Source organism: Immundisolibacter sp., assembly GCF_014359565.1.
Taxonomy (GTDB): domain Bacteria; phylum Pseudomonadota; class Gammaproteobacteria; order Immundisolibacterales; family Immundisolibacteraceae; genus Immundisolibacter.
The window spans coordinates 20,561-35,003 of the sequence record NZ_JACIZD010000017.1 but is presented as its reverse complement, the minus strand read 5'-3'; the positions used below and the strand labels follow the sequence as shown (position 1 = coordinate 35,003).

Below are 14,443 nucleotides of genomic sequence, written 5' to 3'. Positions count from 1 at the left end.
TGCTGGCACGACCTATGCGGTTACCAAGCCCATTTGCAGATGATCAGTCCTCCAGGATTCATGTCCACCGCCCTCGACCTGACCGTTCGCCAGCACCACATGCAGGTCGCCTGCGCGGCGGACGCCCGGGAGCTGGCGCCCGCCATTCGCACACACGCCGGCTGGAACGCGCCGGCGCGATGTTGCTGTACGTCGCAAGGCGCCCTCTAGCCGGTCGCTACGAAAACGTAGCGCTGTCATACCGGCCGCCCTGCGGGCGCCCATCACGAACGGTTCGACGACCTACCCGACCGGTGTTGGGCGCCCGTGTGGTCGATGCCGTCACGACCGCGTTCCACCGTTGTATTTGAAGGAATCACCTCCATGGCGGATGCATTTTCAGCCCGGTCGCTGCCACGGCTCGGCAGCGCACTGGTCATTCCTGGCAAGGACGGCAGCGGGCCGGATCACTGGCAAACGCTGTTCGAAGGCCGCTGGCCGGGCAGTCGCCGGGTCCAGCAGCAGGACTGGCAACGGCCGGATCTGGAGCCGTGGGCTAGCCGCGTGATGGAAACCGCGGCGCAGTGCAAGCGGCCGCTGGTGGCCGTTGCGCACAGCTTCGGGTGCCTGGCAGCGGTCCGCGCCATCGGCCGCGGCGCCGCCATCGACGCCGCCTTGTTGGTGGCGCCGGCCGATCCGGACCGGTTCGGCATTGCCCGCTGGTTCATCGAACGCCGGCTGGGGTTGCCGGCGCTGCTGGTGGGGAGCGACAACGACCCGTGGCTTAGCGCCGCCCGCGCCGCCGAGCTGGCGAGGCATTGGGAGGCCGCCTTCATCAATCTGGGCCCGGCAGGTCACATCAACGTGGCGGCGGGCTTTGGCCACTGGCCGCTTGCGGAGCAATTGGCGGCCCGGCTTCTGCAGGAATCCGGCGGGCGCAGGTCCGGCCCTGTTCGGCCAGGACGGACCGACGACGTCGGGCAGCCCGACAGGATGGTCTGGTCATGAAACTCACATCCTTTGCGCAGCGACCCACGCAGGCCGAGCATGCCGCCCGCGATGCCGGTAGCGGCGGCGCGGCGGCCGGCCGCCCGTCGGTGCTGACCCTGCCCGAGCCGAGGCGACAGACCCATTCGATTCGCGCCAGCGCGCTGGTGTTCGAAGACCCGCTGTCGCGCGAGCTGTTGGCGTACCTGGAACGCGTCGCACCGAGTGATGCGACGGTGCTGATCCACGGCGAGACCGGCACCGGCAAGGAGCTGGTGGCGCGGCACGTGCACGCCCTGAGCCGCCGCCGCAACGCGCCCTTCGTGGCCGTCAACTGCGCCGCCCTGAACGAATCCTTGCTCGACTCCGAGCTGTTCGGACACCGCAAAGGCGCCTTCACCGGCGCCGACCGGGATCGCGAGGGCTGGTTCGAGACCGCCGACGGCGGCACGCTGTTTCTGGACGAAATCGGCGACCTGCCGGCCGCGGCGCAGGTCAAGCTGCTGCGCGTGCTGCAGGAGCGCGAGGTGGTGCCGGTTGGCGCGCGCACGCCGACGGCGGTCGACTTTCGGCTGATCGCCGCCACCAACGTGGATCTGAAACATGCCGTCGAGGCGGGTCATTTCCGCGCCGATCTCTATTACCGTTTGAGCGTCGCCGACGTGCGCCTGCGGCCACTGCGCGAGCGGCCGGGCGATATCCCGCCGCTGGTCGAGCATTTTCTGGCCATGTACGGCGGTCGCCTGGGCCACGGCGTCCCCAGCGTCTCGCCGCCTGCCATGCAGCGACTGCTGAGCCACCCGTGGCCGGGCAACATCCGCGAACTCGAAAACGTCCTTCACCACACCCTGCTGGTGTGCCCCGGTCCGACCATCCGCGCCCAAGACGTCTATCTGCCCGAGCGGCCCCAGTCGCCCGACGTGCACGGCGCCAGCGCGGGTGGGGCGAATCTGCAGCAGGTCATAGTCGAACTGCTTGAACAGGGCGTTCCCGATCTATACGCCGAGGTTGAGCAGACGGTCATCCGCACCGCCTATGAGTACCATCGCAGCAATCAGGTGCGCACCGCGCAGGCGCTGGGCATCAGCCGCAACGTGCTGCGCGAGCGCCTGCATCGTTTGGGCATGTTGCCGTACGCGCCGTCACGCCGCCCGGAAACGTAGTGGCGACCAACCAGGGCCCACAGCAAACTCTGCCCAGCCCGGTTCAGCCGCGCCGCCCGCCTCAAGGGCCGGCGCGCAGGCTTTGCGCCGGCGGCGTGGCCAGCACGCGGCGCGCGCCCAGGCGGCCGGTCAATGTCACCAGCGCCGTGGCCAGCAGGAGCGCGCCCAGCAGTGCGCCGGCGTTCGGCTGGTAGGGAACTTCAAGGTAATGGGCGCACGCCAGGGCACCCGCCACCACTGCCGCGCCGCTGCCCAGCAAGGCCGCCGCGCCGCCCAGTAACGCAAAGCGCAGGTTGTAGACCGCGCCCAGCTGGCGGCGGCTGGCGCCCAGCGTGCGCAGCACGGCCGCTTCGCTCAGCAATCGGGTTCGCTCGGCCAGCACCGCCGCCAGCAGCACGGCCAGGCCCGCCAGCAGCGTGAAGCCGGCCAGAAAACCGGTGGCGCGGGACAACTGCGCGACCAGGCCCTGCAGGGTGGCAGTCATCGCGTCCAGGTCGATCACGGTCAGGTTCGGGAAGCGCTGCACCAGCGTGCGCAGCAGGGCGTCGGCCTGGGCCGGATCGATGCGGTAGCTGGTGACGTAGGTCGCCGGCAGGGCGTCCAGCGCGCCGGGCGAGAACACGACGAAGAAATTGCTGCGCAGGCTCTCCCAGTTGACCTCGCGCAGGCTGGTGACGGTGCCGGTCACCTGCTGACCGCTGACCTCGAACGTGAGCGTGTCGCCCAGGGCCACGCCCAGCGCCGCCGCCCATTCCTGTTCCAGCGAGATTTGCGGTTCGGGCGCCGCCGCGTTCCACCATTCGCCGGCCACCAAGCGATTGCCGGGCTCCGGATCGGCGCGCCACGTGAGGTTGTTCTCGCGCTCCAGAAAGCGCCGCGCCCGTTCGTTTTGCGGCGCCGGCGGGGGCTTGCCGTCGATGGCGGTCAGGCGCGCCCGCACCATCGGCCGCAGGTCGACGTCGCGGGCCCCGCCCGTGGCCAGCAGCTGGGCCACCGTGTCCCGCTGGTCCGGCTGGACGTCGATCAGGAAGCGATTGGGCGCCCCCGGCGGCACGCGCATCTGCCACTGGCGCAGCAGGTCGGTCTGCACCAGCGCCGGGGTCAGGATGGCAAGCACGCCAAAGCCGAGCGCCGCCACCGCCAGCACGGTATGGGCCGGTGCCCGTCCGAAGGCGGCCGCCGCATAGCGCCAGGCAAACGGCCCGCGATGCGACAGGCGCCGCGCCGCCCGCGCCAGCACCCGCGCGCCGACGCCGAACAGCAGCGCGGCACTGAGCAGCACACCGATGGCCAGCAGGCCGCGCTGGACGCTGCCGCTGAGCCACGCATAGACGGCGCCGCACAGCAACAAGGCCAGTACCAGGCCGGCGCCCTCGGTGCGCGCAAAGCCGCGCTCGACCTCGCCCTGCGCAGGCGCGCGCAGCACCGCCGCGGGCGGCGTCGCGCCCAGGCGCAGCAGCGGCGGCGCGGCCACGGCCAGCGCCACCAGCAGTGCCAGCAGTACGGCTATCGGCAGCATGCGCACATCGGCCGGCGGCAGGTCGGCGGGCACCAGGCCGCTGAGCAGGATGGGCAGCAGCCGTTCCAGAACGCTGCCGGCCGCTGCACCGGACAAGCCACCCAGCAACGCGACGGCGGCCACCAGCCCGGCATAGGTCAGCAGCACCAGCCGCCGGCTGGCGCCGAGCGCTTTCAGTGTCGCCGCCGCCGGCAGGCGTTTTTCGGTGAGATTGGACGCCGACAGCACCACCGCCGCCGCCGCCAGCACGACGCCGGCCAGGGCCACCAGGCGCAGAAAATCGGCTGCCTGGCGGGTCATGTTGCGTGTCTCGTCGAGGCCCTCGTCGGCCGTTTCGACGCTTGTGTGGGGCGGCAGTTCGGCCTCGAGCGCCGACACCAGGCGAGCAGCCTTCGTCGGCGGCGGGTCGTAGAGCAGTCGGCTGCGCACCCGGCTTTGCGGCGACACCAGGCGCGTAGCCGGCAGATCGTCCAGGTTCATCAGCACCCGCGGACCGATGCTGAAGGCGCCGGCCACGCGGTCCGGTTCGTCGGCGATGACGCCCGCCACCGTAAACGCGCTGTAGCCGAGTTCGATCCGATCACCCACCTCGATGCCCAGCTGCGCCAGCAACACCGGCTCCACCCACACCGTGCCGGGCGCCGGCGCGCGCCGCGCCCCCTGACCGGCGATCAGCAGCTCGCCCAGCAGCGGGTAGGCGGCGTCCACGGCCTTGAGCTCCACCAGGCGCAGGCGCTCGCCGGCCGCCGCCATGGTGGGCAGCTCCAGCACCGTCGTGGCCGGCCGCAGGGCGGACGGCAGGCTGGCGGCGACCGGCCGCAAATCGCGCTGGGCGGCGATCCGCACCGAGCCGCCGAGCAGGGTCGCGGCGCGCGCGTCGATGGCCGCCTGCACGCGCTGCGCAAAACCGCTGACGCTGGTCAGCGCCGCCACGCCCACCGCCACCGCCAGCAGCATGGCCAGCAGCAGCGGATCGGGCCGGCGCAATTCGCCGCGCAGCAGGCGGCCGGCGGTGCCCAGCTCAGTCATGTTCGGTCAGCCGCCCGGCGTCGAGTGTCAGGCGCCGGTCGACGCGCGCGGCCAGCGCCTCGTCGTGCGTGACCACCACCAGCGTGGTGCCGGCGGCGCGGTTCAGGTCGAACATCAGTTCCAGCACCGCTTGCGCGCTGGCACGGTCCAGGCTGCCGGTCGGCTCGTCGGCGAACAGCACCCGTGGCTGGCCGACGAAGGCCCGCGCCAGCGCCACCCGCTGCTGCTCGCCGCCGGACAGGGTGGGTGGATAGTGTCGCGCCCGCTGGGCCAGGCCGACCTGCTCCAGCATCCGGCGGGCACGCTCGCGGGCATCGCGCTGGCCGCGCAGCTCCAGCGGCAGCGCCACGTTGTCGAGCGCCGTGAGGTTGCCCAGCAGCTGGAAGTTCTGGAACACGAAGCCGACCTGCTCGCGGCGCAGCGCGGCGCGGGCGTCCTCGTCCAGGGCCGTCAGTTCGGCGTCGGCCAGCCACAAGCGCCCGGCGCTGGGCACGTCCAGTCCCGCCAGCAAGGCCAGCAGCGTGGTCTTGCCGCTGCCGGACGGGCCGACGATGGCGCAGCGTTCACCGTCCGCAATCGCCAGATCGACGGGCTGTAAGATGTCCAGCCTCCCCTGCGGCGAGGTAACCCACTTGGCGACTCCCTGGGCGCGTATCACCTGCGTCTTGCTCCTGTTGTTGGCCGGCTGCTCGCGGGCGGCCACGCCCCTGCCGGCCGGATCGATCCTGGTGCTGGGCGACAGCCTGAGCGCCGGCTACGGACTGCCGGACGGCGCCGCCTGGCCGGCCCGGCTGGCCGCTGCGCTGCGCGAACAAAAGCTGCCGTGGACCCTGGTCAATGCCGCCATCAGTGGCGACACCAGCGCCGGCGGGCTGGCCCGGCTGCCGGCGCTGCTGGACAGCCACCGCCCGGTGCTGGTGCTGATCGAGCTGGGCGCCAACGACGCCCTGCGCGGTCAGCCGCTGAACGCCACCGCTGCCAACCTGCGCGCCATGGTCGACGTCGCGCAGGCGGCCGGCGCGCGGGTGGGCCTGATCGGCATGCAGATTCCGCCCAACTTTGGCCCCATCTACACGCGCCAGTTCCGTGATCTGTTCCACGAAGTGGCGCGCGAGGCGGATGTCCCGCTGCTGGATTTCCTGCTCGAACCGGTCGCCGCCGACCCGGCCATGTTCCAGGAAGACGGCATCCACCCCACCGCCGCGGCCCAGGGGCCGATCGCAGACCATGTTGCGCAATGGCTGCAGGGCGCCTTCGGCCTGCCGGATCTGACCCCGGCCGGCAAGGCGCCCTGATCCGCCCGCGCCGGATGGGCGCGCTCAGCCGCGCGCGCCCGCCGTCGGCTGGTCCGGCAGGGTGATGTTCAGCTCCAGGATGTCGCAGTCGCCCAGGTGCTCCACATCCACCTTGACCGCGCTGTCGTCGACGGTCACATAGCGGCGCACCACCTCCAGCAGGTCGCGCTGCAGGCTGGCGAAATACGGCGGCCGGCCGGCTTCGCGCCGCTGGTGGGCGACCACGATCTGCAGCCGTTCCTTGGCCATCGAGGCACTGCCCTTGTTGCGCCCGTTGCGCAGGAAATCGAGGACTCTCACGCGCGTGCTCCGAAAAGGCGCCGCAGCAGGCCGCGCTCCTCGGTGATGAAGCGCAGCGGTTTCTCCTCGCCCAGGAAACGCGCCACGGTGTCGGCGTACGCCTGCGCGGCGTCGCTGGTCTGATCCAGGATCACCGGTGTGCCGGCGTTGGACGCCGCCAGCACGCTGGGCGACTCCGGAATCACGCCCAGCAGCGGTATACCCAGAATCTCGCCCACGTCGTCCAGGCTGAGCATCTCGCCCTTGCCGACGCGCTTTGGCGAGTAGCGCGTCACCACCAGGTGCTCGCGCACCCGCCCGCCCTGCTCGGCGGCCCGCGTCTTGCTGGCCAGCAGGCCCAGGATGCGGTCCGAGTCACGCACCGAGGACACCTCCGGATTGGTGACCACGATCGCCTCGTCGGCGAAGTACATGGCCAGGTGCGCGCCTTTCTCGATGCCGGCCGGCGAGTCGCAGACGATGTAGTCGAACTCCTTGGCCAGCTCGTCCAGCACCCGCTGCACGCCGTCCAGGGTCAGGGCGTCCTTGTCGCGGGTCTGCGAGGCGGCCAGGATGGCCAGGCCATCGACCCGCTTGTCGCGGATCAGCGCCTGGTTCAGCTGCGCCTCGCCGTGGATGACGTTCACGAAGTCATACACCACGCGCCGCTCGACGCCCATGATGAGGTCCAGGTTGCGCAGGCCGACGTCGAAGTCGATGACCACGGTCTTGTGCCCGCGCAGGGCCAGGCCGGTGCCGAAGGCGGCGCTGGTGGTGGTCTTGCCGACCCCTCCCTTGCCGGAGGTGGTGACGATGATGCGTGCCAAGTTTTTATCCTCTGTATGCCTAGCGTTGCGCCCTTGGGAAGCGCTGAATAAATCCATCCTGGATTTCTCAGCGCCCGCCATCGGAAAAGCGTGGTTTTCCGATGGCTCACAAGATCAGCAGCTTACAGCCACTGATCTTGGCAGCGCGTCCCTGCGCTGCGGGAAACGCTGAATAAATCAACGTTTCCCTTACAAGGGCGCGGTGACCAGATCCTCGCCATCGAGGAACACCTGCGCCGGGCGCCCGCGCAGGGCCGGGTCAATGTCCTCGGCCACCTGAAAACAGCCAGCGACGGCGATCAGCTCGGCCTCCAGCGCGCGGCAGTAGATGCGCGCCTGCGTGTTGCCGCGAAGCCCCGCCAGCGCCCGCCCACGCAGCGGGCCGTAAACATGAATGTGGCCGTCGGCCAGCAGCTCCGCGCCGGGGCTGACGCCGGCCAGCACGATCAGGTCACCGCGCGAGTACACCTGCTGTCCCGAGCGCACGGTCTGGGTGATGAGCCGCGTCGGCGCGGGGGCGATCGGGGCTGCCGCGTCCGGCCCGGCTGCAGCGTTCGCGGTGGCGGATGGTGGCGGCGGTTCTTCCTGGGCCGGTGGTGGTGCCGGCTCGGCGTCCGGCGGCAGGCGACCTTCGCCCAGCACGCCAAGGCCCAGTGCCGCGGCGGCACTGGCCACCGTGTCGCCGCCGCCGCGCACCGCGACCGGCACGAAGCCCAGCCGTGCCACCAGCGCGCGCAGACCGGCCAGGTCCAGGGCCTGCGGCTCGGCCAGATCGGCCAGGTCCAGCAACAGCGGCGCGCGGTCGAACAGCGCCGGCGCCTGCGCCACCTTGGCGGCCAGGCCGGCGTCGATTGCGGACAAATCGGTGCTCAGCGGCTTCAGTATGGACAGCGTCACCAGGCTGCCCTTGAGTCGGAACGGTGGACTCGCGGCCATTGAAAAATCGGGTTGGAATGCGCCGCGTGTCGACGGCCCGGCTACCTTAGCAGAAGCAGCGGCCGCGGCGGGCGCCTCGCGCCAACAACCCGCCAGCGCGGCCGGCAACCGGCTAGCTGCCGAGCCGGCCGCGGGCGCTGTCCAGCAGCGCGGCGGTGGAAGCATCGTGCGCGGCGCCGGGCACGCCCTGCCCGCCCAGCTCCCGCTCCAGTGTGCCGGCCAGGCGCTTGCCCAGCTCCACGCCGAACTGATCGAACGGATTGACCCGCCACAGCACTCCACTGGTGAAGGTGCGGTGCTCGTGGCAGGCCAGCAGCGCGCCCAGCAGCTGCGGCGTCATGTCCGGCAGCAGGAACATTGTGCTCGGCCGGTTGCCGGGGCAGCGGGCATGCGGCTTGTCAGGTGCATCAAAGCCGGTGAGCAGCGCTTCGGCCTGCGCCAGGCACTGTGCGACCAGCCGCCGGCGGTGGCCGGGCAGGTCCGCATCGGGCCGGGTGCACACCACGAATTCGGCCGGAATGGTGGCCGGACCCTGGTGCAGCAACTGGTAGAAGGTGTGCTCGCCGTCGTTGCCGTTGCCACCCCAGACGACCGGACAGGTGGGATAGTCGAGCGGCTGGCCGTCGCGGTCCACGCCCTTGCCGTCGCTTTCCATCGCCAGCTGCTGCACGTAGGTCGGCAACAGGCGCAGCCCCTGGTCATAGGGCAACAGCGCGCGGCTGCCAAAGCCCCAGAAACTGGCGTACCAGACGTCCAGCAGGCCCAGCAGCAGCGGCAGGTTGTGCGCCGGCGGGGCGGTCAGGAAGTGCCGGTCCATGGCCGCGGCGCCTTCGAGCAGCTGCGCGAAGCGGTCCGCGCCCAAGCCGATGGCCGCCGGCAGGCCGATCGCCGACCACAGCGAATAGCGCCCGCCGACCCACTCGGGAAAGGTGACGATCGCATCCTGCGCAAATCCCAACGCCCGCGCCTTGTCCGAATTGGCGGTGACGGCGATGAAATGGCGGTCGACCCCCTCGGCCAGCTGCCCGGCCATGAAGGCGCGCGCCGTCTGATAGTTGTAGAGCGTCTCGGTGGTGCCAAAGCTCTTGGAGGACACCAGAAACAGCGTGCGTTCCGGCTCGCATTGCGCCAGCACGCGCTTGAGCGGCGCCGGGTCGACGTTGGAGACGAAATCGATGCGCATGTCCGGCGTGGCGAGTTCATGCAGGGCTTCCAGCGCCAGCGCCGGACCCCAATACGAGCCGCCGATACCCAGGTTCACCACCTGCGTGAAACGCTGGCCGCTGGCGCCGACGCGCCGCCCGCTGCGCACCGCGTCGGCCAGATCCGCGATCTGCCGGTGCATGGCGGCCACGCCGGGCTTGATGTCCTGTCCGTCGACCACAATCGGTTCCGGCGAGGCATCGCGCAGGGCCGTGTGCAGGGCCGGGCGGCCCTCGCTGTTGTTGATCGGCTCACCGGCAAACAGCGCCGTGCGCCAGCGCGGCAATTCGGCCGCCTCCGCCAGCGCCAGCAGCGCGGCCAGGGCAGCATCGTCCAGCAGATGCTTGGACAGATCCACGTGCAGGCCGGCCACGCCCAGCGTGTAGCGCGCCACGCGCTGCGGATCGGCGGCGAACAGCTCGGTCATGCGGCAGCCCGCCAGGCGGATTTGGGCGGCGGCAACGGTCTGCCAGGCGGATGAGAATTGGGCGTGTGTCATGGCGAATCCCGGTGAACGATTGGGTGCGGGGTGTTTTAGCGCGGCCGGATTGCCAGCGTGTGGCGGCCTGCCATCGACTACTGCCGAACAGCAAGATCGATGCCGGCGCAGGCCACCCGCGCCAGCAGGACGATTTCGTCCTCGGTGATGACGTATGGCGGCATGAAGTAGACGACGTTGCCGAGCGGCCGCAGCAGCACGCCCTCGCTCAGGCCATGCTGATAGACGCGCAGGCCGCGGCGTTCCTGCCACGGATACGGCCGGCGGCTGGCCTTGTCCTGCACCAGCTCGATGGCCAGGATCATGCCGGTCTGGCGCACTTCGGCTACGTGCGGATGGTCCACCAGATGCGCCGTCTCGCGCGCCATGGCCGCCGCCAACGCGCGGTTGCGCTCGAGCACCGGTTCGCTGGCGAAGATGTCCAGCGTGGCCAGCGCCGCCGCGCAGCCGAGCGGATTGCCGCTGTAGCTGTGCGAGTGCAAAAAGGCGCGCTGGCTGGCGTAGTCGGCGTAGAAGGCCTGGTACACGGCATCCGTGGTCAGCACTACCGCCAGCGGCAGGTAGCCGCCGGTCAGGCCCTTGGACAGGCACAGAAAATCCGGCGCGATGCCGGCCTGCTCGCAGGCAAACAGCGTGCCGGTGCGCCCGAAGCCGACCGCGATCTCGTCGGCGATCAGATGCACCCGGTAGCGGTCGCACAGCGCCCGCAGGCCGGTCAGGTAGGCCGGGTGGTGCATGCGCATGCCGCCGGCGCACTGCACCAGCGGCTCGACGATGACCGCGCAGACCTCGTGCGCGTGGGCTTCGAGCAGCGCCTGCATGTCGGCCAGGCGCCGCTGCGCCACCTCAGCCCAGCTCTCGCCGGGCTCGCGCTCGTAGGCGTCGGGAGAAGGCGCGGTGATTGGCGCGCGCAGCAGCTCGGCGTAGGCGTCGCGGTACAGGCCGACGTCGCCGATTCCCAGCGCGCCCAGCGTCTCACCGTGGTAGGCGCCGCGCAGGTTGATGACGCGGGATTTGCCGCCGATGCCGCAGTTGCGCCAGTAGTGGTAGCTCATCTTGAGCGCGACCTCCACCGCGGACGAACCGTTGTCGGCAAAAAAACAGCGCGCCAGCGACGGCGGCGCGAGCGCCACCAGCCGCTCGGCCAGCAGCAGTGCCGGCTCGTGCGAAAAGCCGCCGAAGATGACCTGTTCGAGCTGTCCCGCCTGCCGGGCGACGGCGGCCGAAATGTACGGATTGGCGTGCCCGAACAGGTTCACCCACCACGAGCTGATGGCGTCCAGGTAGCGCCGGCCGTCGAAATCCTCCAGCCATACCCCAGCGCCGCGGCGGATCGGCACCAGCGGCAGCCACTCGTGATCCTGCATCTGCGTGCACGGATGCCACAGCACGGCCAGATCGCGGGCGACGAAATCGGCGTTGTTCATGCCGCGATTGTAGGAGCGGGCCACGCCTGCGGCCACGCCGCATCGGTGCGGGCGCCAGCAAGTCAGCTTGAGCGCCGCACGCGCGGTCGCCCGCCGGCAAGTGGGCAAGCGCCAACTGCTAAACTGGCGACCCGCTTTTTACCGGAGCCGCGCCATGCGCATAGCCGACGACTGTGTCGTGACCCTCGCTTACACCCTGCGCGACGACGCCGGCGAGGAGCTGGACAGTGCCACCGCAGCCGATCCGTTTGCCTTCGTGCACGGCCGCCACTCGGTGATTCCGGGCCTGGAAAAGGCGCTGACCGGGCACGCTGCCGGCGACAAGCTGGAGCTGACCATCGCCCCGGCCGATGCCTACGGGGAGCACAGCCCGGCGCGCGTGCAGGTGGTGCCGCGCGATCGCTTTCCGGCCGACATGGACATCGAGCCGGGCATGCAGTTTCACGCCAGCGATGAACACGGCGGACGCATGTCGGTACGCGTGGCCGAGGTGAGCGAGGACGGCATCACCGTGGACGCGAACCATCCGCTGGCCGGCCAGACGCTGCATTTCGCAGTCGAGGTGCTTGGCGTGCGCGCGGCGACAGCCGAGGAGCTGGCGCACGGCCACGTGCACGGCCCCGGCGGTCATCACCACTGACGCAGCGGATTCCCGCCTATCGCTTGCTGCCCGCCGTGCGCCGCCCGCTGCGGGCGGGCGCCTGGCTGGGGTGGCTGCTCGCCGCTCTGGCCTGGGGGAGTGCGGCAGCCTCCGAGCCGGTGGCCGAGGCGCTGCAGGCCGCGCTGGCGGCACCGAGCCTTACGGCCGAACGGTCGCTGTACGCCCCGGAGCTGCTGCGACCGCTGTATGCGGTGCGCGGCTACGCGCCGCTGTGGGACGCTCGGCGCGCGGATGCGGCGCGCGCCGAGCTGGCGGGCGCAGCCGCGCACGGTCTGCGCGCGGCCGACTACCACCTCGCCGCCATCGATGCGCAACGCGCAGATCGATCTGCGGCCGGGCAGGCGATGCTCGATCTGCTGCTCAGCGACGGCCTGTTGATGCTCGGTTCGCACGTGCGTGGCGGCAGGATCGAGGTCGGCGGGCTCACCCCACGCCGGCGCTTGCTGGCGGTGGATGCCGATCTGCCGGCGCGCCTGCAGCAGGCCGAATCCGCAGCGGCGTTCCTGTCCGGGCTCGGCTCCTCCCTGGCCGGCTATCCGCGCCTGCAGCAGGCCCTGGCGCATTACCGTGCCATCGCTGCCACGGGTGGCTGGCCGCTGCTGCCCGACGGCCCGACCCTGCGGCCGGGTGATCGTGACCCGCTGCTGGCTGTGCTGCGTCAGCGCCTGGCACGCGAGGGCATGGACGGCCCGGTCGGCGATGGCGAGGCGCTGTTCGATGCGCCGCTCGAGGCCGCAGTGCGCCGTTTTCAGGCTCGCCACGGGCTCGACGTCGATGGCGCCGTCGGTCGCCAGACGCGCCGGGCGCTGAACACGCCGGTGAGCTTTCGCGTCGACCAGCTCATCGCCAACCTGGAGCGCAGACGCTGGCTGGGCGCCGCGCCGGGGCGGCGTCAGGTGCGCGTCAACATGGCGGCCTTCACGCTGGAGGCCATCGACGGTCCGGCGGTGGCGCTGCGCATGCGCGTAGTGGTAGGACAGCCCTACCGGCCGACGCCGGAATTCTCGGACCGCATCCGCTATCTGGTGCTAAACCCCTACTGGGAAGTTCCGCCGCGCCTGGCGGCGCAGGACAAGCTGCCGCTGATCCGTCGCGATCCGGATTATCTGGCCAGGGAGCATATACGGGTGCTCAGCGGCTGGGCCGAGGACGCGCGCCAGATCGACCCGGCCACCATCGACTGGCAGCACCTCAGGACCCCGCTGCCGTACCGTTTGCGCCAGGATCCGGGGCCGTGGAATGCGCTCGGGCGGATCAAGTTCATGTTCCCGAACGCCCATGACGTCTACCTGCACGACACCCCGGCGCGGGCGCTGTTTGAGCATGCCGAGCGCGGCTTCAGTTCCGGCTGCATCCGGCTGCAGGAGCCGCTGGCGCTGGCCGACTGGCTGCTGTCGGGCGACCCGCGCTGGTCGCCCGAGGCGCTGCGCGCGGCCATCGACAGCGGCCAGACGCGCACCGTGAACTTGCGTGAGCCGGTACCGGTCTACCTGCTGTACTGGACCGCCTGGGTGGACAGTGACGGGACGGTACAGTTTCGACGCGATATCTACGACCGCGATGCGCCGCTGGCGGCGGCGCTTGTCACACCGATTCAGGGAGATTGACGTATGGGCCGGCACTGTTTCGGTCACTGGCTGGCGCGTTGGCTGTGCTGCGTCGTACTGGGCCTGGCCGGCGTGATGCCGGCACTGGCGGCGCCGCTGCAGTTGGCCATGTTGACGCCGGCATCGGGCACGTCCGGTGGTGCCGGCTTCAGCGTGCGCTGGGGCACCGAGCGCTCTGGACTGGCGGTCAACCCGCTGGTGGCCAGCGCCGGGCAGGCCATCACCTTGCAGGTGGAGAACCCCGACAGCGGCACCTTCACGCTCGATGCCGGCGCCGGCGCGGTCCAGCGCCTCGGCGCGGCCCAGTGGCGCTGGACCGCGCCCGGCAAGCCGGGCGCCTACACGCTGGAGGTTCGACGCGCCGACGGGGCGCGGATGCGCTTCACGGCGCTGGTCACCACGCCGCGGCAGGCGCTGCGCGGCGGCGCGCTGAACGGCTACCTGATCGGCGATTACCCGAACCACCCCGGCGGCCAGGCGCTGTACCGGCCGCCGGAAGGTTTCATCGAGATCAATGCCCGCAGCGCCGAGCTGCCGCTGACGCCGCACCTGAAGCTCGGGCAATTCGTCTGCAAGCAGGCGGCCCGCGGGCCGCGCTACGTGGCGCTGCGCGAGCGGCTGCCGCTGGCGCTGGAGGCGGCCATGGAGCGCTTTGCGCGCGCCGGCATCGCCAGCGGCGGCCTGACCGTGATGAGCGGCTATCGCACGCCGCACTACAACCGCCAGCTGGGCGACACCCGTTTCAGCCGCCATCAGTGGGGCGATGCGGCCGACGTGTTCATCGATGAGGACGGCGACGGGCGCATGGACGACCTCAACGGCGACCGCCGCCATGATCGGGAAGATGCCCGGCTGCTGTTTGAAATCGTCGACGCGGCGCAGGGCGAGGCCGGCTGGCAGCGCTTCATCGGCGGCCTGTCGGCCTACGCGCCCAATGCCTACCACGGCGCGTTTCTGCACCTGGACACGCGCGGGGTCAAGGCGCGCTGGTAGTCCGTGGCAGACGCCGCCCCGGCCGTTCGCGCCGGGGCG

Annotated in this window: 13 protein-coding genes; 6 read left to right on the top strand and 7 right to left on the bottom strand. The window is 70.9% G+C overall.

Going from position 1 to position 14,443, the window contains the following annotated elements; genetic code table 11:
• Positions 1-363 precede the first annotated feature (363 nt).
• Both H5U26_RS13330 and H5U26_RS13325 read left to right on the top strand, forming a co-directional pair.
• Complete coding sequence (locus tag H5U26_RS13330) at positions 364-987, top strand: alpha/beta hydrolase (protein ID WP_290620505.1); 624 nt, start codon at positions 364-366, stop codon at positions 985-987.
• Positions 984-2,129 carry a sigma-54 dependent transcriptional regulator gene (locus H5U26_RS13325; RefSeq protein WP_290620503.1) on the top strand — a complete coding sequence of 382 codons (1,146 nt, stop codon included), beginning with the start codon at positions 984-986 and terminating at the stop codon, positions 2,127-2,129. Before H5U26_RS13330 ends, H5U26_RS13325 begins: the two co-directional genes overlap by 4 nt.
• A 61-nt stretch (positions 2,130-2,190) precedes the next feature.
• Here H5U26_RS13325 and H5U26_RS13320 read toward each other — a convergent pair whose 3' ends face one another.
• Together H5U26_RS13320 and H5U26_RS13315 are read right to left on the bottom strand one after the other, a co-directional pair.
• Positions 2,191-4,677: an FtsX-like permease family protein gene (locus H5U26_RS13320; protein WP_290620501.1), complete on the bottom strand. Its 2,487-nt coding sequence runs from the start codon at positions 4,675-4,677 to the stop codon at positions 2,191-2,193.
• Entirely contained in the window at positions 4,670-5,335 is a 666-nt protein-coding gene (locus tag H5U26_RS13315; RefSeq protein ID WP_290620499.1) for an ABC transporter ATP-binding protein, read from the bottom strand. The genes H5U26_RS13320 and H5U26_RS13315 overlap by 8 nt, the downstream gene beginning before the upstream one ends.
• Positions 5,336-5,342: 7 nt before the next feature.
• On the opposite strand from H5U26_RS13315, the gene H5U26_RS13310 reads away from it, so the two are divergent.
• Positions 5,343-5,972 carry an arylesterase gene (locus tag H5U26_RS13310; protein ID WP_290620497.1) on the top strand — a complete coding sequence of 210 codons (630 nt, stop codon included), beginning with the start codon at positions 5,343-5,345 and terminating at the stop codon, positions 5,970-5,972.
• Between the two features lie 24 nt (positions 5,973-5,996).
• Here the strand turns inward: H5U26_RS13310 and minE are convergent, their stop codons facing one another.
• From minE to H5U26_RS13285, 5 genes are all read right to left on the bottom strand, one after another.
• Positions 5,997-6,272 carry a cell division topological specificity factor MinE gene (gene minE / locus H5U26_RS13305; RefSeq protein WP_290620495.1) on the bottom strand — a complete coding sequence of 92 codons (276 nt, stop codon included), beginning with the start codon at positions 6,270-6,272 and terminating at the stop codon, positions 5,997-5,999.
• Positions 6,269-7,078 (bottom strand): septum site-determining protein MinD, encoded by an 810-nt coding sequence (gene minD / locus H5U26_RS13300; protein WP_290620493.1) that lies wholly within the window; start codon positions 7,076-7,078, stop codon positions 6,269-6,271. Before minD ends, minE begins: the two co-directional genes overlap by 4 nt.
• 189 nt (positions 7,079-7,267) lie before the next feature.
• On the bottom strand, positions 7,268-8,014 hold the full coding sequence (minC, locus tag H5U26_RS13295; RefSeq protein WP_290620491.1) for a septum site-determining protein MinC: 747 nt from the start codon (positions 8,012-8,014) through the stop codon (positions 7,268-7,270).
• Between the two features lie 112 nt (positions 8,015-8,126).
• Positions 8,127-9,716, bottom strand: a complete 1,590-nt coding sequence (gene pgi / locus H5U26_RS13290; RefSeq protein ID WP_290620489.1) for a glucose-6-phosphate isomerase — start codon at positions 9,714-9,716, stop codon at positions 8,127-8,129.
• 77 nt (positions 9,717-9,793) lie between these two features.
• Positions 9,794-11,143 (bottom strand): adenosylmethionine--8-amino-7-oxononanoate transaminase, encoded by a 1,350-nt coding sequence (locus tag H5U26_RS13285; protein WP_290620487.1) that lies wholly within the window; start codon positions 11,141-11,143, stop codon positions 9,794-9,796.
• Positions 11,144-11,297: 154 nt separating this feature from the next.
• Here H5U26_RS13285 and H5U26_RS13280 point away from each other — a divergent pair, with 154 nt between their 5' ends.
• Genes H5U26_RS13280 through H5U26_RS13270 form a run of 3 tightly spaced genes read left to right on the top strand, consistent with a single transcriptional unit; the run spans position 11,298 to position 14,404 of the window.
• Positions 11,298-11,783 (top strand): peptidylprolyl isomerase, encoded by a 486-nt coding sequence (locus H5U26_RS13280; protein WP_290620485.1) that lies wholly within the window; start codon positions 11,298-11,300, stop codon positions 11,781-11,783.
• Positions 11,784-11,818: 35 nt separating this feature from the next.
• Positions 11,819-13,411, top strand: a complete 1,593-nt coding sequence (locus H5U26_RS13275) for a L,D-transpeptidase family protein (protein WP_290620483.1) — start codon at positions 11,819-11,821, stop codon at positions 13,409-13,411.
• A gap of 3 nt (positions 13,412-13,414) precedes the next feature.
• Entirely contained in the window at positions 13,415-14,404 is a 990-nt protein-coding gene (locus tag H5U26_RS13270; RefSeq protein ID WP_290620481.1) for a D-Ala-D-Ala carboxypeptidase family metallohydrolase, read from the top strand.
• Positions 14,405-14,443: the final 39 nt, after the last annotated feature.

Coding starts and splice junctions, on each gene's coding strand:
- H5U26_RS13330 (WP_290620505.1), top strand. CDS start 364: ATGGCGGATGCATTTTCAGCCCGGTCGCTGCCACGGCTCGGCAGCGCA.
- H5U26_RS13320 (WP_290620501.1), bottom strand. CDS start 4,677: ATGACTGAGCTGGGCACCGCCGGCCGCCTGCTGCGCGGCGAATTGCGC.
- H5U26_RS13285 (WP_290620487.1), bottom strand. CDS start 11,143: ATGAACAACGCCGATTTCGTCGCCCGCGATCTGGCCGTGCTGTGGCAT.
- pgi (WP_290620489.1), bottom strand. CDS start 9,716: ATGACACACGCCCAATTCTCATCCGCCTGGCAGACCGTTGCCGCCGCC.
- minC (WP_290620491.1), bottom strand. CDS start 8,014: ATGGCCGCGAGTCCACCGTTCCGACTCAAGGGCAGCCTGGTGACGCTG.
- H5U26_RS13325 (WP_290620503.1), top strand. CDS start 984: ATGAAACTCACATCCTTTGCGCAGCGACCCACGCAGGCCGAGCATGCC.
- H5U26_RS13270 (WP_290620481.1), top strand. CDS start 13,415: ATGGGCCGGCACTGTTTCGGTCACTGGCTGGCGCGTTGGCTGTGCTGC.
- H5U26_RS13280 (WP_290620485.1), top strand. CDS start 11,298: ATGCGCATAGCCGACGACTGTGTCGTGACCCTCGCTTACACCCTGCGC.